Here is a 20,659-nt window from a genome sequence, read left to right as displayed (position 1 = left end):
TCGATTCCCTCCAATATCTCATAAATATAGTGTAACTGTTCAGTACCCTCACAGTTACGGGTCAAAATGCCTTCTGAATAGTTACAATATAGTACAGTATAACACAGATCCGGAAGTATAAGAACAGGAAAATAGCATGTCAGAATGTCTGGTATTAAAGTTGAAAGTGAAAAAATCCATCTTATCTAATGAATATATAAACTTGCAGGCGGGAAAGTTTTATGCTAAAATACTTCAAAAATGAACATTCTAAAAATGAACAATTTAAAAACGGAAGAAAGGAAAAAGGACAAAATGGTAAGTATAGAATATGTACATAAATTGCTGGAACTCTATAACCAGCTGTGCAGTCCTCTGTGTCAGCAGACTGGCATCTCGCAGACTTCGTTGGATATACTGATGTTTCTGAAAAATAATCCACAGTACAAAAATGCTGCAGATATTGTAAAGTTTCGTGGAATCAAGGCAAATCTGGTATCTGTCCATGTGGAACGACTGGTGCAGGAAGGATACCTTGAGCGTCAGGAGGTGCCGGGAGACCGGAGAAAGACAGAGTTGATCTGTACGGAGAAAGCAGCACATGTATGGAAGCAGGGATGTGAGATACAGAAGGCATTTTTTGAAATGTTGTTTTCCGGAGTGCCTGAGGAGTCACGGAAAATCTTCGAACATGTGATGGAACAGACAGAGGAGAATTTGAATATTTATCAAAAGGAGAACAAAAAGAAATGAGTGTTTTATTAACTGTCATTGTTACATTTTTTGCCGGTATGGGTGCTGGTCTTGGTACCGGATTCGCCGGTATGAGTGCGGCAGCGGTTATCAGTCCTATGCTGATTACCTTTTTGGGAATGGATCCATACATGGCAGTGGGAATTGCCCTGTCTTCGGATGTACTGGCGAGTGCCGTGTCTGCATATACCTATGGAAAAAATAAGAATCTGGATGTGAAAAATGGTCTGATCATGATGGTTACCGTGCTGTTGTTTACGATATTTGGAAGCTATGTATCAAGCCTGGTACCATCCACAACAATGGGAAACTTCTCTGTTTTTATGACCTTCCTTCTTGGTATTAAATTTATCGTCCGTCCGGTCATGACTACGAAAGAAGCCATGACGCAGATATCTGCAAAAAAACGTGCCATGCAGTCTGTCATCTGTGGTATTCTGATAGGCTTTATCTGTGGCTTTATCGGTGCCGGCGGTGGTATGATGATGCTTCTGATCCTGACATCGGTTCTTGGTTACGAACTGAAGACAGCTGTGGGAACAAGCGTATTTATTATGACCTTCACAGCTTTTACCGGAGCTGTCTCCCATTTCGCCATCGGCGGTACACCTGACTGGTCAGTATGGATTTTGTGTGTGATCTTTACATTTCTCTGGGCCAGAATCGCAGCTGTATTTGCCAACAAAGCAACTCCAAAGACATTGAACCGCGCGACGGGAGTGATCCTGGTGATATTGGGAGTTGTGGTTATGGCATTTTCGATGATAGGATAGAATAACAGTCACAGCAAGAATGCCGAGGCATTCTTGAAAGCGGTCAATAAGCTTTGAGTAACAGATAAAGATTAAAAAAGGGAGGAAAATAGTGGATTTAAACAAAATATCTATAAAAAAAATCAGGGAGCTGATTGTGTTTACGGCATTTCTTGTGGTTGCCCTGTGGAAGTTTGATGTGGTGCTCGGTGTGCTGAAAGCAATATGGGGTATTGTATTTCCGTTTATACTTGGTGGTGCAATCGCATTTCTGACGAATGTGCCAATGAGCTTTTTGGAAAAGACAATTTTTAAAAATGTAAAAAAGGAAAATAAGATAGCTGGAAAACTGGCAAGACCAATAAGTCTGCTTCTTACTATTGTATTAATAGTTGGTGTGATCGCATTGGTGATGTTCGGAGTGATTCCGCAGCTTACGCGAACAATGGGAACTTTGATGATGAGCATTTCTGACTTTATTCCGCAGATGCAAAGCTGGATTCGAGAATTTTTCCATAATAACCAGGAAATTATGAAGCTGGTAGATCAGGTACAGTTTGATCCGGATCAGGCAATCAGGTGGGGAATAAGTCTTCTTGGCAACGGTGCCGGAAATATGATGAATACGACGATGTCAGCTGTGGGTTCCATAGTCAGTGGATTAGCGACTTTTTTTATTGCCTTTTCTTTTGCCTGTTATGTCCTTTTTCAGAAAGAAAAGCTGCACTTACAGATCAGAAAAGTATTTTTCGCATTTCTTCCACAACAAAAAGCAGATGCTTTTCTTAAAGTCTGTTCTCTGACATATCGGACATTTGCAAACTTTCTTACAGGTCAGTGCCTGGAAGCTGTGATTCTCGGATGTATGTTTGTTATCACACTGAGTATTTTGAGGATGCCATATGCACTTTTGATTGGAGTGTTAATTGCATTTACAGCATTGATTCCTATTTTCGGGGCTTTCATCGGATGTGCAGTAGGAGGCTTTTTGATCTTTATGGTAAGCCCGAAGCAGGCAATTTTGTTTATAATAGTATTTCTGGTGCTGCAGCAGATTGAAGGAAATCTGATCTATCCTCATGTTGTTGGTGAATCTGTAGGACTTCCATCAATCTGGGTGCTGGCAGCAGTTACAATCGGCGGAAATCTTATGGGGATTGTAGGCATGCTTGTTTTCATTCCACTGCTGTCGGTATTTTATACTATTTTTCGGGAATACGTATATCTGCGTTTGAAAAAACAACATATCAAACGGGTAACAACGACAGAAATAGAGAAATATACGGAAGAGGATCATCCAATCCAAGCAGATAATCAGAGAGAGGACTGATTGCCAAGGCCGCTGAAGTGAACATTAACAATAAAAGAGTTGCATAGAAGGGATAAAGCAGTTTATTATTGATGTAGACAGATGCGAAATGTATTCTGATCAAGTCAGAAGAATACGGAGGGAAATATGTTCAATTTAATTCATCATATAGCTATTATTGGAAGTGATTATAAGAAATCGAAGCATTTTTATGTGGATCTTCTCGGATTTAATGTGATCAGGGAGAATTATCGCAGGGAGCGCGATGACTACAAAATTGATCTGGCCTGTGGAGAACAGGAAATAGAACTTTTTATTATTAAAAATGCACCTGCAAGAGTCAATTATCCGGAAGCTCTTGGACTCAGGCATCTAGCATTTAAGGTAGACAATGTAGAAGAAGTGGTAAAAGAATTAAATGCCAGAGGGATTGCTACGGAGTCTGTTCGAATAGATGACTATACAGGTAAAAAGATGACATTTTTCCAGGATCCGGATGGTTTGCCGCTGGAAATACATGAGTGAATGACAGGGGGCATTGTATTATGAGGGAATTACTCTATGGGGCAGCGTATTACGATGAATATATGCCGTATGACCGGCTGGAAAAAGATGTTGCCATGATGAAAAAAGCCGGGATCAATACGGTTCGGATCGCAGAATCCACATGGAGCACCTGCGAACCGCAGGAAGGAGTTTTTGACTTTTCACATGTGATCCGTGTAATGGATGCGATGGAAGAGGCAGAAATTAACGTTATCATAGGGACTCCGACCTATGCAGTGCCGACCTGGATGGTGAAAGCCTATCCGGATGTGCTGGCGGAGACGGTCAAAGGCAGAGGAATCTATGGTGCGAGACAGATCATGGACATCACACATCCGGTCTATCGGTATTATGCGGAAAGAGTCATTCGTAAATTGATGGAAGTTTCAGTACACCGCAAATGTGTGATCGGATTCCAGCTTGATAATGAAACGAAATATTATGGAACCGCAGGCAAGAATGTGCAGCTCGGTTTTGTGAAATATCTCCGGGAGAAATTTCATAATGATCTGGATGCTCTGAATCACGAATTCGGTCTGGATTACTGGAGCAATCGCATCAATGCCTGGGAAGATTTTCCGGATGTGCGCGGTACGATCAATGGAAGTCTGGGGGCAGAGTTTGAAAAATACCAGAGAAGTCTGGTGGAAGAATTCCTGGGCTGGCAGGCAGCGATTGTTTCCGAATATAAGAGAGAAGACCAGTTTATCACCCACAATCTGGATTTTGAGTGGAGAGGATATTCCTACGGTGTGCAGCCGGATGTAAATCATTTTAAATGTGCAAAACATCTGACCATGGCAGGAACGGATATTTATCATCCGACTCAGGATCACCTGAGTGGTGCAGAGATCGCATTTGGTGGTGATCTGATCCGCTGTCTCAAAAATGACAACTACCTGGTTCTGGAAACAGAAGCACAGGGTTATCCAGGCTGGACACCATATGACGGACAGCTTCGCCTGCAGGCATACAGCCATCTGGCCTCCGGCGCTCTTGGCGTGATGTACTGGCACTGGCATTCAATCCATAACTCTTTTGAGACTTACTGGAAAGGCCTTCTGAGCCATGACATGGAAGAAAATGCCGTATACAAAGAGGCGTGTATCATAGGCAGCGAGTTTAAGAAACTTTCACCTGTCTTATCAGGCTTTAAGAAAGATAACAAAGTTGCGATCATGGTGAACAATGAGGCTCTGACTGCACTTAAATGGTTTGGAATCGAAGCCAGTGCAGCAGGCGATAATGGAATTGGTTATAATGATGTTGTCCGTTGGATCTACGATGCACTTTACAAAGTAAATATTGAGTGTGACATTATCTGGGAAGAGAGCGAAAACATTGAGAAATACCAGGCAATCATCCTTCCGGCTATGTACACAGCAGATGAAAAAATCCTCACACGTCTGAAAAAGTATACTGCTCAGGGCGGCACACTGATTGCGACCTTCAAGACTGCTTTTGCCAACGAAAATGTAAAAGTGTATCCTGACAGACAGCCACATATCTTAAATGAAGTCTTTGGTATGTATTATCAGCAGTTTACGTTCCCGGAGAATGTCACTCTGACAGGGTTTGAGGGCAGTGAACCAGAGGCAGAGACCTTCATGGAACTCCTGATTCCTGATGGTGCAGAAATCATTTCTGCATATCAGCATCCGAACTGGAAAAAGTATGCCGCAGTTACACATCATACATATGAAAGAGGAAATGCCTGGTATATCGGATGTATGTTTGAAGAACATTACCTGCAGCAGATGTTGATAAAGATTCTGGCTCAGTCTGGTATAAATGCAGCAGCTCCGGAGAAATTTCCGGTGATTGTGCGTGAGGGAATCAATGCAAAGGGCGAAAAGATTCGTTTCTATCTGAATTATTCCTGGGAAGAGCAAAGAGTTGAAGCAGCGGATGATTTTGAAGTGATACTTGGAAGTGCTGATAGTACTAAGCGTGAAATTCACCTGTCAGCATGGGATGTATGTATCATAAAATTTGATAAATAAAAAGTGTGCAATAAGCAAAACCCGGAGCGGCAGGCCCCGGGTTTCTTTTATCATTACTGTGAACAGTTATCTTTTATCTTTCTTAAGAATGGAATTGAACAGTGTAAAGAAGGTGATCGTTGTCACCGTAGCAGCTATGATATCGCTTACCGGTTCTGCAAGAAATACAGCAAAAACTTTATTGTCGAAGAAATTCGGCAGTATGAAAATCAGAGGTATCAGCAGGATGATCTTACGCAGGCAGGCAAGAAGCAGACTGACTTTCGCTTGGCCGAGAGCCATAAAGCTCTGCTGGCAGCTTACCTGGAAGCCAATAGAGAAGATTCCGGCCATGTAGATGCGGAGTGCCCAGGAAGCGTATGTTACAAGTTCCTTATCTGAAGTAAAGATTGCTGCAAATGCCTTTGGAAAAATCATCACGACAAGACAGAAGGCAGATGTGTAGATGATGCAGGTACAGAACTGTGTGAAAAATGCTTTCTTTACACGGTCTGGCTTATTGGCACCAAAGTTGTAGCTGATGATTGGCTGTCCGCCCTGGCAGATTCCCTGAAGCGGAAGAGAGACAAGCTGGCTGATACTGGTAATGATCGTCATTGCCCCGACAGCCACATCACCGCCGAATCTGGAAAGACTGCTGGTAAAGCTGATCGACAGAAGACTTTCTGTTGACAGCATGACAAAGGTAGAAATACCAAGAGCAAGGCAGGGACCAAAAACCTTGAGTTCCAGATGCATATTGCTTCGTTTCAGGAGAAGGATCGTCTTCTTTCCGGTCAGAAAGCGGAGGATCCACACAGCTCCTACGGACTGGCTGAGAACAGTGGCAAGTGCTGCACCCTTTACGCCCATACCAAGAACAAAAATAAAAATCGGATCCAGGATGATATTGATAACAGCACCGATGACCGTAGTCATCATACTGATTCTGGCAAAGCCCTGAGTGGTAATGAAGGTATTCATGCCCAGTACGATCAGGACAAAAAAGCTTCCCAGAATATAGATTCTGGCATAGTCAGATGCGTAGGTTAAGGTGACATCGCTGGCACCGAAGAGTCTGAGCAGCGTCGGTGCACTTACATAAAATACGATAGTCAGTATAATTGACAGACCGACTAATAAAGTAAAACAGTTTCCGAGGATTTTTTCTGCCAGATCATTATCCTTCTTTCCCATTGCGATGGCTGCACGCGGGGCACCGCCGGAACCGACGAGCATGGCAAATGCATTCAGCAGCATCAGAATCGGGGCAAAAAGTCCGACTCCGGTCAGTGCGGCAGCTCCGATCCCCGGAATGTGACCGATGTAGATACGGTCTACGATGTTATAAAGAAGGTTGATGATCTGTGCGACAACTGCCGGAACCGCCAGCTGCACAAGGAGTCTGGGAATACTTCCCGTCTCCATATTGGGTGTGTTGGTTTGTGTTTTCATGATGGTTGTCTCCGTGAATTTTGTATCAAGTAGCATAACACAAAAAACAGAAGTTGGAAAGACAATTTCAATTTTGGCGTCTTCCACCGGGATAGAGTTGAAGGATGTATTATCAAAAACTGATAATATGGGCATAATATCCAACAAAATAGTTTTTTCTGTTGTTTTTTTATACAGTATGGTATAATGCGAAAAAACAAAAAAGCCTGCATACGCAGGCTCATTCCACACACTGTGGGTCACTGTTAAGTGACGATTTGAATAACTGCGCGTCGCATTCTCGTTACTTTCAGTGATGAGTTAGGCGCGCAAATTTTTTACAAAAAACATAAAAGAGAGTTTTATTGGACCTAAAAAGAGTTATAATAGAATAGGAAAGAACAAATAGGACTTATTTGCATCATTATAAGATAGAAAGGTTAAGAAGTAGATATGAAGATTACATCCAGCTATGGCGTGGAATTACGAAAACAGAATATCCCAATCCGTCAGACACTGGATGTTTACAGGTCTGCAGTCAGCTATCTGACAGAGATTTATGAGCAGGTATGGGAAGAACTGGAAAGAATTCCGGAAACGAAGAAACGTTTCAATGAAGCAGAACACCTGATACATACAACGAAAAAGAATCAGGCTCGTTTTGATTTTGATATTCGTTTTCCAAAGATGCCTTCCTATCTGAGAAGGGCATCCATCCAGCATGCTCTGGGAAGCATATCCTCTTACAAAACTCGAATGGGGATGTGGGAAAAATTAGGTCAAATAGAAGGAAAGCCAAAACTTGTACATGAGAATCATGCCATGCCGGTCTTTTACCGTGATGTGATGTACCGGGAGAATGAGAACGGAAAGGATGCTGCTTATCTGAAGTTATATGACGGTCATGACTGGAAATGGTTCCATGTACGGTTAAGTCACACGGATATGGAGTATCTGAGGAAGAACTGGTCCGGGAAAAAAGCATCTGCCCCAACATTAGAGAGAAGATACAGGAAATACTTTCTGCGTTTTTCTTATACAGAAGATGTGATACTTACGAAAGTACCAATCAGAGAACAGATCATCTGCAGTGTGGATCTGGGAATCAATACGGATGCAGCCTGCACCATTATGCAGTCAGACGGAACTGTCCTGGGAAGAAAGTTTATCAACTTCTCCAGTGAAAAAGACCGGATGTACCGTGTACTGGGACGGATAAGCAGGTTCCAGCGGAAGCATGGCTCTGTACAGGTGAAAAGCAGATGGGCTTATGCGAAGCGTCTTAACACAGAACTCGGAAGAAAGATCGCAGGAGCAGTCACAGGATATGCGGAAGAAAACCATGCGGATGTGATCGTGTTTGAGTATCTGGAGATAAAAGGAAAGATATCGGGAAGAAAGAAACAGAAGCTGCATCTGTGGAAAAAAAGGGATATCCAGAAAAGATGTGAACATCAGGCACATCGCAGAGGGATGCGGATATCCAGGATCTGTGCATGGAATACCAGCAGGCTTGCATATGATGGGTCAGGAACAGTTGTCCGTGATTCGGGCAATCACAGTCTCTGTACATTCCAGAATGGAAAAAGATATAACTGTGATCTTTCGGCATCCTATAATATTGGAGCAAGATATTTTATCCGTGAACTCTTAAAACCCCTTCCGGCAACGGAAAGGTCTTTGCTGGAGGCAAAAGTCCCTTCGGTAAAGCGTAGGATCTCATGTGTATATGCGGACTTAAGAGAATTATTTTCAGAAATGGAACTCTTAAAAACTGCATAAACACAGGCAGATATACAGCGGACTACCTGTGGTGTGGGAACCTGCCATATCTGGCATGGAAAAAGCGAATGACTGCGTATGTCCTAAGTTACAGGCGTATCCGCCGATATTTAGCCTTGTCGCTTAAAGCGACTGAGGAGCACGTGACTTTAGTCATGTGAGATCCACTTTGAGGTTTGAGAATGATGTAAATATGTATGGTACTCAAGCGGCGAAACTGCAGAAAAAGCGGAAGGAATAGTTTGAGAATGATGTAAATTTAACAACCCTGCGTTACACCGAGGAGGTTTTGTCTCATTTTGGGACAGAACCTCTTTTTTGTTACATGACAGCAAAAAGACGGGAATGATATAATCCTAACAAAAACTTTGTTAGGATAACAAAATTATTTGAATAATTTGTACAAATGGATTGAGGTTTTTGCATTAATGTGGTAAAATCTGACTATGCGTAAAAGAAAAATTAACAAATAATTAGTAAAAAGGGAGAATGATATTGAAGCAGTGGTCAGAAATCCTGCGTAATGTCACAATGCTGTCCCAGCTGGGACTGTCATTTATCACACCGCTTCTGCTGTGCCTGGCACTCTGCTGGTTTATTACTTCCAGGACCGGTGTCGGAGGCTGGGTCTATATTCCTGGATTTTTCTTTGGGATGGGCGGATCGGCGACTGTGGCATATAAGTTTTATCTTTCTGTAAACAAGCAGGAGAAGAAAAAACACAAAAAAAATAAAATATATTTCAACAGACATTCATAAACAGCGATATGACGGACAGAATAAATGAAAGGAATAAAGAAATTATGAGCAGTATATTCGATAAGGTGCAGCCGGCAGTAAAAAAAGAAACAAGGAGAGTAGTCATGATCACGGCAGTCGGTCTGGTTCTGATGTGGATCCTTTTTGCAGGACTTCACTTTGCAATGCCGGACAAAGTGCCGTTGGATTATACCGTATTTCTGGGAGGCATCGGAGGAGGACTGATCGCAGTCCTGAATTTCTTTCTGATGGGACTGGCTGTTCAGAAGGCAGCTTCAGCGACAGATGAGGGAACTGCGAGAATGAAACTTAAAGCAAGTTATTCACAGCGTTTTCTGATGATGATGCTGTGGGTGATCGCAGCGATCGTTGCACCGTGCTTCCATTTTGTAGCGGGAATTGCTCCACTTCTGTTTCCGGGAACGGGAATCAAGATCGTGGGGATATTTCATAAACAAAACTAGGAGGGGAAAATCTGAGAAAGATGGGAGGTGAGTGAAGGAATGGAACTGGATATTAATGGGGCGAAGATACTTTTGACTTTACCCATTGACCTGCCGGTTCTGGGACAGTTAAAGATCAGTGAGACAATGGTGGTGAGCTGGATTGTAATGATCCTGATCACAGGTTTATGCATCTGGCTTACACATGATCTCAAGGAAGAAAACATTTCCAAACGACAGGCAGTAGCAGAGCTTCTGGTAGAGCAGGCAAACAAATTTGTTGTCGGCAACATGGGCGAGAAATTCAGATACATGATCCCGTTTGTTGCAGCACTTTTTGCAACGAGTGTGGTATCGAACCTGATAAGCCTTATCGGACTTCGAAGCCCGACATCAGATCTGTCTACGGAGGCAGCGTGGGCGGTCGTGGTATTTATCATGATCACTGCGCAGAAGATCAAGACCAGTGGATTCGGTGGGTATTTAAAGGGATTTACACAGCCGATTCCGGTCATGACACCGTTTAATATTCTTTCCGAGCTGGCAACACCGGTAAGTATGGCGTGCCGTCATTTCGGAAATATTCTTTCTGGTGTCGTTATCAATGGTCTGATCTATGGGGCACTGGCAGTGGCAAGTTCCGCACTCCTGGGACTGATCCCGGGACTTGTAGGTGATGCATTGTCACAGATACCTATTCTTGATGTAGGTATACCAGCTATTTTATCTGTATATTTCGACTGGTTCTCAGGAATTATGCAGGCATTTATTTTCTGTATGCTGACAGTTATGTACATTGCAAATGCAGCAGAGGAATAAGAAACGAACGTGTGGGAGCGTTCATTAGAAGAAAGGGGTAACTATTCAGTAGGTATATCCCGCGAGGCGTTTTGGCATGTTTTTGCCAAAATCCCGAGACATACAAGGCAAAATGCTATCACCGAAGGTGATGTGGAATGCATTTTGACTCGTAACTGTGAAGGGACTGAACAGTTACGAAAAGGGATAATAATTTTATTACAGGAGGTTTTTACTATGGATTTTCAGTTATTAGCAAAAGGTATCGCATTAGCAGGTTGTGCAATTGGAGCAGGATGTGCGCTGATCGCAGGTATTGGCCCTGGTATCGGTGAAGGTAATGCAGTTGCAAGTGCATTGGAAGCAATCGGACGTCAGCCAGAATGTAAGGGTGATGTTACATCTACCATGCTTCTTGGTTGTGCTATCGCAGAGACAACCGGTATTTATGGTTTCGTAACCGGCCTGCTCCTTATCTTCGTAGCACCTGGTATGTTTATGAACTTCCTGGGCTGATCAGGAAAACAGTAACGGATGTGTCAGATAAGAACGCATCACAGCAGGACAGGAGATAACTGCCAGCATAAGCGGGCAGTGACAACAGGAGGTTACAAACATGCAGGTACAGGAATTAGTAGGAATTGTGCCGTGGAATTTTGTAGCGACGATTTGCAACCTTTTTATTCAGGTGTATCTCATTAAGCGTTTTCTTTTCAAGCCGATCAACGAGATGCTGGACAAGCGCAAAGCCAAAGCTGACGCAGAGATCCAGGATGCAGTGAAGGCGAAGGAAGAAGCTCAGGCTATGAAAGCCGAATACGAAAAGAATATGCAGGAAGCCAGGGACAAGGCAAATGACATTGTCAAGACCGCTCAGAAAACAGCGGCTGTCCAGAGTGAAGAGATGCTCAAGGAAGCTTCCAGTCAGGTAACTGCCATGAAAGAAAAGGCAGAGAAAGACATTGCACAGGAGAGACGTAAAGCTGTCAACGAGATCAAGGGTGAGATCGGAGGCATGGCTGTTGAGATCGCCGGTAAGGTAATCGAGCGCGAAATTAACGAAGAGGATCACACGAAACTGATTAATGATTTTATTGAGAATGTAGGTGAGGCATCATGACACAGGCTGCCAAAGTCTATGGCGGCAGTCTGTACGATCTTGCTGCCGAAGAAAAGCTCGATGGACAGATCATGGAGCAGATGAATGAAATCAGACAGATTTTTCGGGAGAATCCAGGATATCTGAAATTACTGGGAGAACCGGCGATCCCGCAGGAAGAGAGAATGAAACTTCTCGATGAAGCCTTTGGCGGACAGGTAGAGCCGTATCTTCTTAATTTTCTTAAACTTTTATGTGAGAAGAAGATCCTGAGAGAGTTTTCGGGATGCTGTGAGGAATTTACCCGCAGGTATAATGTCGACCATGGCATTGTGGAAGCGGTAGTTACCAGTGCAGTTAAACTCAAAGAAGAACAGATGGAAGCCTTGCGCGCCAAACTGGAGAAGACAAGCGGCAAGAAGATCCATCTCACACAGAAGACAGACCCGACCGTTCTAGCCGGACTCCGCGTGGAGATGGAAGGCATACAGCTTGACGGAACGGTACAGGGACGTATTTCGGATATCACGAAGAAGCTGAATGAAGTAGTTGTTTAATAGAAATGAAAGCAAAAGCTATAAAATGTTAAAGGATGGAATGGACACATGCAATTAAAACCTGAGGAAATATCCAAAGTCATCCGAAGCCAGATAAAATATTATGAAAATGCGATACAGCAGAATGAGACAGGTACAATCCTTATGGTTGGTGACGGAATCGCACGTGCCAGCGGACTTGTGAACTGTATGGCAGGCGAATTACTGGAATTTGAAGATGGAAGTTTCGGTATGGCACAGAACCTGGAAGAAAACAGTGTTTCTATTGTAATATTTGGCTCCGATGAGAATATCGGTGAAGGCCAGACCGTAAAGCGTACAGGCAAAGTTGTGTCTGTACCGGTCGGTGAGGCTATGATCGGACGAGTAGTGAATGCACTTGGTCAGCCAATTGATGGTGCAGGACCGATCGATACAAAAGAATTTCGCCCGGTAGAGAGCAAGGCACCTGGAATCTGTGAGAGACGGTCTGTATATCAGCCGCTTCAGACAGGTATCAAGGCGATCGACTCTATGATCCCGATCGGACGGGGACAGCGTGAGCTGATCATCGGTGACCGTCAGACAGGAAAGACAACTATCGCAACAGATACGATCATCAACCAGAAAGGCAAGGATGTACTCTGTATCTATGTTGCGATCGGACAGAAACGATCTACAGTAGCATCTCTGGTGGAGAATCTTACCAGAAACGGTGCTATGGATTATACCATCGTAGTGGCTGCGACAGCTTCTGAATCCAGCCCGCTGCAGTACATTGCACCGTATTCAGGCTGTGCAATGGGTGAATACTTTATGAACCAGGGAAAAGATGTACTGATTATTTATGATGATCTGAGTAAACATGCGGTTGCGTACCGTGCACTTTCCCTTCTGATCCGTCGTCCGCCTGGACGTGAGGCATATCCTGGAGATGTTTTTTATCTGCATTCCAGACTGCTTGAGCGTGCAGCGAAGCTTGACGACGAGCATGGCGGCGGTTCCCTGACAGCACTGCCGATCATCGAGACACAGGCAGGTGACGTATCTGCTTATATCCCGACAAACGTAATTTCTATTACAGACGGACAGATATTCCTGGAAACAGAACTTTTCCATTCCGGTATCATGCCGGCGGTAAACCCTGGTATTTCCGTATCACGAGTTGGTGGAGATGCACAGATCAAGGCTATGAAGAAGGTTGCCGGAACTCTGAAACTGATCTATTCTCAGTATCGTGAACTTCAGAGTTTTGCCCAGTTCGGCTCAGATCTGGATGCTGATACCAAGGCACGTCTGGAACAGGGTGCACGTATTGTAGAAGTTCTGAAACAGAGCCAGAATGCTCCGGTGCCGGTAGAAAAGCAGGTAGCAATCCTGTATGCGGTGACCAAGGGCATCCTTGAAAAAGTTAACGTTGAAGACGTAAGCGAATATGAAGCAGGACTGTACACGTATCTCGATGCAGATGCAGCTGGTCTGGAAGTGATGCAGCTTATCAGCTCTACAGGCAAACTTGAGCCAGAAACAGAAGAAAAACTGCGTCATGTACTGGAAGCGTATACAGAGAATTTCCTGAATACAAAACCTGACAAATAATGTGAGTAGGAGGGTATAAATCATATGGCTGGAAATATGAAAGCGGTAAAGCTGCGTATCAAAAGCGTACAAAGTACGATGCAGATTACCAAGGCCATGGAGCTTGTTGCATCCTCCAAACTGCGTAAGGCAAAGGAACGTGCAGAAACCTGCCGTCCTTACTTCACAGAGCTGCATGAGACACTGAAAGACATTGCAAAAGAAAACATTGATTTTTCTTCTGTATATTCCAGAGAGTCCTCCAATCCCCGCACCTGTTATGTGGTGATCGCCGGTGACAGAGGACTGGCTGGCGGATATAATGCAAACCTTTTTAAATGTCTTGAGTCTGCAGCCGAAGGCAGGGACTATATGGTGCTGCCGATTGGAAAAAAAGCAGTTGAGTATTTCAGACAGAGAGGCATTGAATGCCTGACAGATAAGTTTGCAGAGATTGCAGGTATTTCTGTCGCAGACTGTTTTGAGATCGCGAATCTGCTTTGTGAAGAATTCCGCAAAGGAACATTTGGTCATATTGAATTATGTTATACCGTTTTTGCATCTATGCTTTCTCAGCGTCCGGAGGTATTTTCCATACTTCCTATGACAGATATCAGAGAGGAAAGCGGCGGCAGAGTGGATACAAGAAATCTGATCCTCTATGAGCCGAATGCAGAGGTTGTGTTTGATGCCATTGTTCCGGAATATCTGGCGGGGCTGGTTTATGGCGGTGTATGTGAGAGTACAGCCAGTGAACTTGCAGCCAGAAGAATGGCTATGGACGCTGCGACAAGTAATGCAGAAGAGATGATCGATAAGCTGAATCTGTATTACAACAGAGCACGACAGGCCAGCATCACGCAGGAGATCACGGAGATTGTTGCAGGTGCGGAAGGGCTTTAAAGGGGCTTAATTTAGCATAGGAGACTTAAAACATGAGTGAAAAACACATTGGCGAAGTAGTACAGGTCATCGGTCCGGTTCTGGATATCCGCTTTGCGCACGATGAACTCCCGGCTCTTCTCAATGCCATAGAAATAGAATCAAACGGCGCAAAGCTGACAGCCGAGGTAGCGCAGCAGATTGGTGACGATGTCGTGAGATGTATCGCCATGAACTCTACCGACGGTCTTGTCCGGGGCACAAAGGCAGTAGATACCGGCGGCCCGATCACAGTTCCGGTAGGAGATGCCTGCCTGGGACGAGTATTTAATCTTCTTGGAGATCCGGTAGATAACCAGCCGGCTCCGGAAGCACAGGAACGCTGGTCCATCCATCGTCCTGCTCCTTCTTATGAGGAGCAGATGCCGGCTACAGAGATCCTGGAGACTGGTATCAAGGTCGTAGACCTGATCTGCCCGTATGCAAAGGGTGGTAAGATCGGTCTGTTCGGTGGTGCCGGTGTAGGAAAAACAGTCCTTATCATGGAGCTGATCCACAACGTAGCTACCGCTCACGGCGGTCTGTCTGTATTCACAGGCGTTGGGGAACGTACCCGTGAGGGAAATGACCTTTACAATGAAATGAAAGAAAGTGGAGTTATCGACAAGACTGCCCTGGTTTATGGCCAGATGAATGAGCCGCCGGGAGCACGTATGCGTGTCGGACTTTCCGGACTTACCATGGCGGAGTATTTCCGTGATGAGAAAAACCAGGACGTGCTTCTTTTCATTGACAATATCTTCCGTTTCACACAGGCTGGTTCTGAGGTATCCGCGCTTCTTGGACGTATGCCGTCCGCAGTAGGATATCAGCCGACACTGGCAACTGAAATGGGTAACTTACAGGAGAGGATCACTTCTACACGTAAGGGTTCCATCACATCTGTACAGGCCGTTTATGTGCCAGCCGATGACCTTACAGACCCTGCTCCGGCAACAACTTTCTCACATCTGGATGCTACGACTGTACTTTCCCGTGAGATCTCCAGCCAGGGTATTTACCCGGCAGTAGATCCGCTGGATTCCACAAGCCGTATCCTTTCACCTGAGATCGTTGGCAAAGAGCATTATGAGATCGCGAGATCTGTACAGCGTGTGCTTCAGCGATACAAAGAACTTCAGGATATCATCGCCATCATGGGTATGGATGAACTTTCTGAGGAAGACAAGCGTACGGTAAACCGTGCACGTAAAGTTCAGAGATATCTGTCACAGAGTTTCTCTGTAGCAGAACAGTTCACAGGTATGCCGGGTAAATATGTTCCGCTGAAAGAAACCTTAAGAGGCTTCAGGATGATCCTTGACGGCGAATGCGATGACATCCCGGAGAGCTACTTCCTGTTTGCAGGAACCATCGATGAAGTATTTGAAAAAGCTAAGAAACAGTAAAGGAGGTGGCTTATGAGTACCTTCCCTTTACGGATCGGAACACCGGACGGACTGCTTTTTGAGGGCGATGTGGAGCGTGTGGTCTGCAGAAGCATCGGCGGCGATATCGCGATTCTTGCAAGACACTGTAACTTCTGTACCGCTCTTGGAATGGGTGAAGCCAGCGTAGTCATGGAGGACGGGACCAGACGGACTGCAGCCTGCATCGGCGGGATGCTTTCTGTCATGAACGGAACCTGCCGTCTTCTCGCAACCACCTGGGAGTGGAAAGAAGACATCGACGCAGAGCGTGCACAGGCAGCGAAGAAACGCGCCGAAGAAATGATCGCCAAAGGCGGTCTCACCGACCAGGAATACAAGATGGCATCTGCAAAACTGCAGAGGGCACTGGTACGTCTGAGTGTAAAAGAGTAATTACAGGGAGCGATGTTGATAGGAGCATCGCTCCTTTTTTGGTCTGCAGTGCAAAAGATGTATTTACGGATTCGACATAAAGTGCTATGATGTGTTTCACTATCATACTGCAGGTTCAATCCGGACGCAGGAAAGAAGGAGTGGGATTTTATGAAATCTACTACGGTAGAAGGCAGGGCAAAGACGAAGAATGGAGTCACCAGGCTTGTTTTTTCGGTAATATGTATCCTGCTGGAAGTAATATTTATTATTTTAATGTTTACAAAGCTCAACAGATATGCAGAGGCAGTCAATCTTCTTACGAGAGTTGTGGGCGTGATCGTTATTTTGAACATGTATGCATCACCGGTTACCTCGACGATCAAAGTGCCATGGATCCTTCTGATCCTCATGTTCCCGATCATGGGACTTGGATTGTATCTTCTGGTCGGTCTGAACGGTGGTACCGAAAAGATGAGGAGGCGTTATCAGAAAATCGACGAACAGCTTTTGCCGCTGCTCCCGGAGAACAGAAAGATTCAGGAAAAACTACTGCAGAAAATTCCAAGAGCCGGAAATATTTCTTCCTATATCCACAGAAATGCTGCGTATCCGGTGTATCAGAATACAGATGTGACCTATTTTGATGAGGCGGCAAAGGGACTGGAAGCACAGCTTCAGGATCTGGCCAAAGCGGAGCAGTTTATCTTTATGGAATACCATGCAATTGAGGATGCCGAGGCCTGGCACCGGATTCAGCAGGTGCTGGAAGACCGTGTAAAGGCAGGTGTGGAGGTCAGGGTATTCTATGACGATATGGGCTCGATTGGTTTTATTAATACAGACTTTACCAAAAAGATGGAAGCAGTCGGAATCCGCTGTCGTGTATTTAATCCGTTTATGCCAGGTCTGAATCTGTTTCTGAACAACCGTGATCACCGAAAGATCACCGTGATCGACGGCAAAGTCGGATTTACAGGCGGATATAACCTTGCGAATGAATATTTCAATCTGACACACCCTTACGGACAGTGGAAGGATACGGGCATCCGTCTGGAGGGCGATGCGGTGCGTTCTCTGACAGTGACTTTCCTTGAGATGTGGAATGCAGTTAACGACAAGGATGAGAATGACACGGATTTTGCCCGGTTTTTGCTGGAATATCCGTATGAAGCACAGCAGACTGGATTTGTTCAGCCATATGCGGACAGCCCATTGGATGGCGAAAAGGTGGGAGAAGAAGTTTACATCAGCATGGTGAACAAGGCAGAAAAATACTGCTGGTTTATGACACCATATCTGATCATTACCGATGAGATGGCACATGCAATGACTCTTGCCGCAAAACGAGGCGTAGATGTAAGGATCATCACGCCGGGCATTCCGGACAAAAAACTGATCTACAGTGTCACCCGGTCTTTTTATCACGAACTGGTCAAAGACGGCGTGCGGATCTACGAATGGACACCGGGGTTCTGTCATGCAAAAATGAGTGTTGCAGATGACTGTATGGCAACCTGCGGAACCATCAATCTGGATTACCGAAGCCTGTATCATCATTTCGAAAACGGATGTTTTATGACAGACTGTGATGTGGTTCTGGACATCCGAAATGACCTGCAGGAGAAAATGAAAGAATGCCGTGAAGTCACCGAAAAATACCGTACTGGCCGCAGTGCATATCTTCGCCTGAGCCAGCTGCTTATGAGACTGTTTGCGGGATTATTATAGGAAAAAGGCGTGAGAGATATACTTGTTAGCATTGACTCACCGGGTATGTATAAAGTAAAATAAAAACATATAAAACGTAGAATATGAAGAAATAAATAAAAACAGAACAGACTCTGACGGCAAGGAATTTCATCCGAGCGGGAATAGTTGTTAATGTGAAATCTACAGATTGCTGTGAATGAAATAAACAGTAATATTTACAGGACTTCTCTACCCTGACGGTGGAGGAGTCTTTTTGCATTTATGGAGATTTTTTACAGAGAATACAGGGTCTGTTATGAAACAGGGAGGGGATTTACGAATGCTGAAAGTAGCAATTTATGGAAAGGGCGGTATCGGAAAATCAACCGTGACTTCCAATCTGGCGGCGGCTTTTGCATCCATGGGGAAGAAAGTCATTCAGATCGGATGTGACCCGAAAGCAGATTCTACGATCAATCTGCTTGGTGGTGAACCACTTCGCCCGGTGATGAATTACATGCGTGAAGAGGACGAGGAACCAGAGAAACTTGAGGACATTTCAAAAGAAGGATTTGGCGGTGTTCTCTGTATTGAGACAGGCGGTCCGACACCGGGACTTGGCTGTGCAGGAAGAGGAATTATAGCAACTTTTCAGCTACTGGAAGACCTGAGGTTATTTGAAACCTATCAGCCGGATGTTGTGCTTTATGATGTGCTTGGCGATGTAGTCTGTGGTGGTTTTGCAGCACCGATCCGTGAGGGATATGCGGAAAAAGTTCTGATCGTAACCTCTGGAGAGAAGATGGCACTGTATGCAGCAAACAACATTTCCAGTGCTGTACGGAACTTCGAAGACAGAAGTTATGCGAGAGTTTTTGGCATTGTCCTGAATCATCGAAACGTTGAAAACGAAACCGAAAAAGTGCAGGCGTTTGCACAAAAAAGCAATATTCCGATCGTAGGTGAAATACCAAGAAGCGATGAAATCATCCGATGGGAAGACCAGGGCAAGACCGTGATCGAAGGAGATGCAGGATCTGAGATCAGCAGACGTTTTTTTGACCTGGCAGAAATGCTTTTGAAAGCAGAGGAAGAAGAATGAGCAGAGCCTATTATTGTACAGTAGAAGAATTAAATGAGCGTGGGAGGGACAATATTCCGGACCAGTTCAGATCAAATATGCACCTGATCTACAGCTCTCCGGCGACACTTGCCTTTAACTCTCCGGGAGCAGAAGGATTCGGAGTTAAGAGAGCCGGACTTGCTGTTCCAGATTCGATCATGCTGATCGTGGCACCGGGATGCTGCGGACGAAATACATCCCTGATCAGCTCCATGCGCGAATATGACAATCGATTTTTTTATCTGATGATGGATGAGACAGATATCGTGACAGGACGTCATCTCAAGAAAATACCAAAAGCAGTAGAAGAAATCTGTAACAGCCTGGATAAGAAACCATCTGTTGTGATGATCTGCATTACCTGTGTAGATGCACTTCTTGGCACAGATATGGAGCGTGTCTGCCGTAAAGCGGAGGAGAAGACCGGACTTCCGGTGCGTCCATGTTATATGTATGCATTGACCAGAGAGGGACGGAAACCACCGATGGTACATGTGCGACAGTCTTTATATTCTCTTCTTGAGCCGACAAAAAAGAAAGGAAATGTCGTCAATCTTCTGGGATTTTTCTCGCCGCTTGTGGATGACTGTGAGCTGTATGATCTGCTTCACAGTGCAGGGATCAAGACGATCCACGAGATATCCAGATGCAGAGATTTCGAAGAATATAAGACCATGTCGGAGGCGAATTTCAATCTGGTACTGCATCAGGAATCACGTTTTGCGGCAGAAGATTTTAATGACAGACTGAAGATTCCGTTTATTGAGTTACGACGTTTATATCAGACAGATAAAATACAGAATCAGTATCAGGCGCTTGCGTCTGTGCTGGGAGTTTCTTTCGAACTGGACAAGTATCGAGAAGCAGCAGAACAGGCAATCGAAGACTTTCGAAAAGTCTGTCCGGATGCATCGTTTGCCGTTGGGGAATGCATGAACGGAGATCCGTTTGAACTGGCACTTGCCCTTCTGAAATACGGATTCAAAGTACCGGAAATCTATGGAACGATCACAGTAGAGAACTTCGTATATATGAAACAGCTTGCCCTCTTAAGCCCGGAAACAAAAGTATTTTCCAACATGGAACCAACCATGATCTACTACGATCCGGCGCAGAGCGGTGTAAACATTACCATAGGCAAAGACGCCCTCTACTACCACCAAAACTGCCCGGGCCTGATGTGGAACCAGGACGAGCAGCCGTATGGCTTTGCGGGAGTGAGACGGTTGTTTGAGGCGTTGAAGGAATGCATATGAGTAATAAGAGCATCTACAAAGAGGTGGATGCTCTTATTTTGTCGAACGATTTTTTCTTGAATTGAATAACTGCGCGCCGCATTCTCGTTACTTCCAGTGATGAGTTAGGCGCGCA

The 20,659-nt window shown here is 44.8% G+C and carries 20 protein-coding genes; 19 read left to right on the top strand and 1 reads right to left on the bottom strand.

What is annotated here, in order from left to right; translation table 11 throughout:
• Positions 1-294: 294 nt before the first annotated feature.
• The 5 genes from DXC01_RS17700 (at position 295) to DXC01_RS17680 (ending at position 5,342) form a co-directional block, all read left to right on the top strand.
• Entirely contained in the window at positions 295-732 is a 438-nt protein-coding gene (locus tag DXC01_RS17700; RefSeq protein ID WP_118254697.1) for a MarR family winged helix-turn-helix transcriptional regulator, read from the top strand.
• Positions 729-1,505: a sulfite exporter TauE/SafE family protein gene (locus DXC01_RS17695; RefSeq protein ID WP_118699488.1), complete on the top strand. Its 777-nt coding sequence runs from the start codon at positions 729-731 to the stop codon at positions 1,503-1,505. Before DXC01_RS17700 ends, DXC01_RS17695 begins: the two co-directional genes overlap by 4 nt.
• Before the next feature lie 91 nt (positions 1,506-1,596).
• Positions 1,597-2,814: an AI-2E family transporter gene (locus DXC01_RS17690; protein ID WP_199705035.1), complete on the top strand. Its 1,218-nt coding sequence runs from the start codon at positions 1,597-1,599 to the stop codon at positions 2,812-2,814.
• A gap of 126 nt (positions 2,815-2,940) precedes the next feature.
• Positions 2,941-3,318, top strand: coding sequence for an SMU1112c/YaeR family gloxylase I-like metalloprotein (gene gloA2 / locus DXC01_RS17685; protein WP_118699487.1), 378 nt, complete (start codon positions 2,941-2,943; stop codon positions 3,316-3,318).
• A 20-nt stretch (positions 3,319-3,338) separates the two neighbouring features.
• A complete protein-coding gene (locus DXC01_RS17680) occupies positions 3,339-5,342 on the top strand; it encodes a beta-galactosidase (RefSeq protein WP_118699486.1) in 2,004 nt (667 codons plus the stop codon).
• Positions 5,343-5,408: 66 nt separating this feature from the next.
• Here the strand turns inward: DXC01_RS17680 and DXC01_RS17675 are convergent, their stop codons facing one another.
• Positions 5,409-6,776 (bottom strand): MATE family efflux transporter, encoded by a 1,368-nt coding sequence (locus tag DXC01_RS17675; RefSeq protein ID WP_118699485.1) that lies wholly within the window; start codon positions 6,774-6,776, stop codon positions 5,409-5,411.
• 432 nt (positions 6,777-7,208) lie between these two features.
• Here DXC01_RS17675 and DXC01_RS17670 point away from each other — a divergent pair, with 432 nt between their 5' ends.
• From DXC01_RS17670 to DXC01_RS17605, 14 genes are all read left to right on the top strand, one after another.
• Positions 7,209-8,537 carry an IS200/IS605 family element transposase accessory protein TnpB gene (locus DXC01_RS17670; RefSeq protein WP_118699484.1) on the top strand — a complete coding sequence of 443 codons (1,329 nt, stop codon included), beginning with the start codon at positions 7,209-7,211 and terminating at the stop codon, positions 8,535-8,537.
• A 489-nt stretch (positions 8,538-9,026) separates the two neighbouring features.
• Positions 9,027-9,296, top strand: coding sequence for an AtpZ/AtpI family protein (locus DXC01_RS17665; RefSeq protein ID WP_118253653.1), 270 nt, complete (start codon positions 9,027-9,029; stop codon positions 9,294-9,296).
• Between the two features lie 44 nt (positions 9,297-9,340).
• A complete protein-coding gene (locus tag DXC01_RS17660) occupies positions 9,341-9,760 on the top strand; it encodes a hypothetical protein (protein WP_118699483.1) in 420 nt (139 codons plus the stop codon).
• A gap of 39 nt (positions 9,761-9,799) precedes the next feature.
• Complete coding sequence (locus tag DXC01_RS17655) at positions 9,800-10,558, top strand: F0F1 ATP synthase subunit A (RefSeq protein WP_118699482.1); 759 nt, start codon at positions 9,800-9,802, stop codon at positions 10,556-10,558.
• Between the two features lie 216 nt (positions 10,559-10,774).
• Positions 10,775-11,053, top strand: a complete 279-nt coding sequence (gene atpE, locus DXC01_RS17650; protein WP_005428180.1) for an ATP synthase F0 subunit C — start codon at positions 10,775-10,777, stop codon at positions 11,051-11,053.
• Positions 11,054-11,153: 100 nt separating this feature from the next.
• The gene (atpF, locus tag DXC01_RS17645) at positions 11,154-11,657 is read left to right on the top strand and encodes a F0F1 ATP synthase subunit B (protein WP_118699481.1); all 504 of its coding nucleotides are present in this window, start codon (positions 11,154-11,156) and stop codon (positions 11,655-11,657) included.
• Complete coding sequence (gene atpH / locus DXC01_RS17640; protein WP_118699480.1) at positions 11,654-12,193, top strand: ATP synthase F1 subunit delta; 540 nt, start codon at positions 11,654-11,656, stop codon at positions 12,191-12,193. The genes atpF and atpH overlap by 4 nt, the downstream gene beginning before the upstream one ends.
• Before the next feature lie 48 nt (positions 12,194-12,241).
• The gene (gene atpA, locus DXC01_RS17635) at positions 12,242-13,771 is read left to right on the top strand and encodes a F0F1 ATP synthase subunit alpha (RefSeq protein WP_022213589.1); all 1,530 of its coding nucleotides are present in this window, start codon (positions 12,242-12,244) and stop codon (positions 13,769-13,771) included.
• Between the two features lie 24 nt (positions 13,772-13,795).
• Positions 13,796-14,653: an ATP synthase F1 subunit gamma gene (gene atpG, locus DXC01_RS17630; protein WP_022213588.1), complete on the top strand. Its 858-nt coding sequence runs from the start codon at positions 13,796-13,798 to the stop codon at positions 14,651-14,653.
• Positions 14,654-14,685: 32 nt separating this feature from the next.
• Entirely contained in the window at positions 14,686-16,080 is a 1,395-nt protein-coding gene (gene atpD / locus DXC01_RS17625) for a F0F1 ATP synthase subunit beta (protein WP_118253666.1), read from the top strand.
• A 12-nt stretch (positions 16,081-16,092) separates the two neighbouring features.
• On the top strand, positions 16,093-16,494 hold the full coding sequence (gene atpC, locus DXC01_RS17620; protein ID WP_118699479.1) for an ATP synthase F1 subunit epsilon: 402 nt from the start codon (positions 16,093-16,095) through the stop codon (positions 16,492-16,494).
• A gap of 150 nt (positions 16,495-16,644) precedes the next feature.
• On the top strand, positions 16,645-18,204 hold the full coding sequence (cls, locus tag DXC01_RS17615; RefSeq protein ID WP_118699478.1) for a cardiolipin synthase: 1,560 nt from the start codon (positions 16,645-16,647) through the stop codon (positions 18,202-18,204).
• 301 nt (positions 18,205-18,505) lie between these two features.
• On the top strand, positions 18,506-19,267 hold the full coding sequence (locus DXC01_RS17610; protein WP_022213584.1) for a nucleotide-binding protein: 762 nt from the start codon (positions 18,506-18,508) through the stop codon (positions 19,265-19,267).
• Entirely contained in the window at positions 19,264-20,544 is a 1,281-nt protein-coding gene (locus DXC01_RS17605) for a nitrogenase component 1 (protein WP_118699477.1), read from the top strand. Before DXC01_RS17610 ends, DXC01_RS17605 begins: the two co-directional genes overlap by 4 nt.
• The last annotated feature ends 115 nt before the right edge of the window (positions 20,545-20,659 follow it).

The sequence above is a fragment of the Blautia sp. OM07-19 genome (assembly GCF_003481595.1).
Lineage (GTDB): Bacteria > Bacillota > Clostridia > Lachnospirales > Lachnospiraceae > Blautia_A > Blautia_A intestinihominis.
The sequence above is the reverse complement of the archived record's forward strand: the minus strand, read 5'-3'. Positions and strand labels throughout refer to the sequence as shown.

What these genes read in the sequence shown, in the direction of transcription:
- DXC01_RS17700 (WP_118254697.1), top strand. Translation starts at nt 295, where the DNA reads ATGGTAAGTATAGAATATGTACATAAATTGCTGGAACTCTATAACCAG.
- DXC01_RS17695 (WP_118699488.1), top strand. Translation starts at nt 729, where the DNA reads ATGAGTGTTTTATTAACTGTCATTGTTACATTTTTTGCCGGTATGGGT.
- gloA2 (WP_118699487.1), top strand. Translation starts at nt 2,941, where the DNA reads ATGTTCAATTTAATTCATCATATAGCTATTATTGGAAGTGATTATAAG.
- DXC01_RS17680 (WP_118699486.1), top strand. Translation starts at nt 3,339, where the DNA reads ATGAGGGAATTACTCTATGGGGCAGCGTATTACGATGAATATATGCCG.
- DXC01_RS17675 (WP_118699485.1), bottom strand. Translation starts at nt 6,776, where the DNA reads ATGAAAACACAAACCAACACACCCAATATGGAGACGGGAAGTATTCCC.
- DXC01_RS17670 (WP_118699484.1), top strand. Translation starts at nt 7,209, where the DNA reads ATGAAGATTACATCCAGCTATGGCGTGGAATTACGAAAACAGAATATC.
- DXC01_RS17665 (WP_118253653.1), top strand. Translation starts at nt 9,027, where the DNA reads ATGATATTGAAGCAGTGGTCAGAAATCCTGCGTAATGTCACAATGCTG.
- DXC01_RS17660 (WP_118699483.1), top strand. Translation starts at nt 9,341, where the DNA reads ATGAGCAGTATATTCGATAAGGTGCAGCCGGCAGTAAAAAAAGAAACA.
- DXC01_RS17655 (WP_118699482.1), top strand. Translation starts at nt 9,800, where the DNA reads ATGGAACTGGATATTAATGGGGCGAAGATACTTTTGACTTTACCCATT.
- atpE (WP_005428180.1), top strand. Translation starts at nt 10,775, where the DNA reads ATGGATTTTCAGTTATTAGCAAAAGGTATCGCATTAGCAGGTTGTGCA.
- atpF (WP_118699481.1), top strand. Translation starts at nt 11,154, where the DNA reads ATGCAGGTACAGGAATTAGTAGGAATTGTGCCGTGGAATTTTGTAGCG.
- atpH (WP_118699480.1), top strand. Translation starts at nt 11,654, where the DNA reads ATGACACAGGCTGCCAAAGTCTATGGCGGCAGTCTGTACGATCTTGCT.
- atpA (WP_022213589.1), top strand. Translation starts at nt 12,242, where the DNA reads ATGCAATTAAAACCTGAGGAAATATCCAAAGTCATCCGAAGCCAGATA.
- atpG (WP_022213588.1), top strand. Translation starts at nt 13,796, where the DNA reads ATGGCTGGAAATATGAAAGCGGTAAAGCTGCGTATCAAAAGCGTACAA.
- atpD (WP_118253666.1), top strand. Translation starts at nt 14,686, where the DNA reads ATGAGTGAAAAACACATTGGCGAAGTAGTACAGGTCATCGGTCCGGTT.
- atpC (WP_118699479.1), top strand. Translation starts at nt 16,093, where the DNA reads ATGAGTACCTTCCCTTTACGGATCGGAACACCGGACGGACTGCTTTTT.
- cls (WP_118699478.1), top strand. Translation starts at nt 16,645, where the DNA reads ATGAAATCTACTACGGTAGAAGGCAGGGCAAAGACGAAGAATGGAGTC.
- DXC01_RS17610 (WP_022213584.1), top strand. Translation starts at nt 18,506, where the DNA reads ATGCTGAAAGTAGCAATTTATGGAAAGGGCGGTATCGGAAAATCAACC.
- DXC01_RS17605 (WP_118699477.1), top strand. Translation starts at nt 19,264, where the DNA reads ATGAGCAGAGCCTATTATTGTACAGTAGAAGAATTAAATGAGCGTGGG.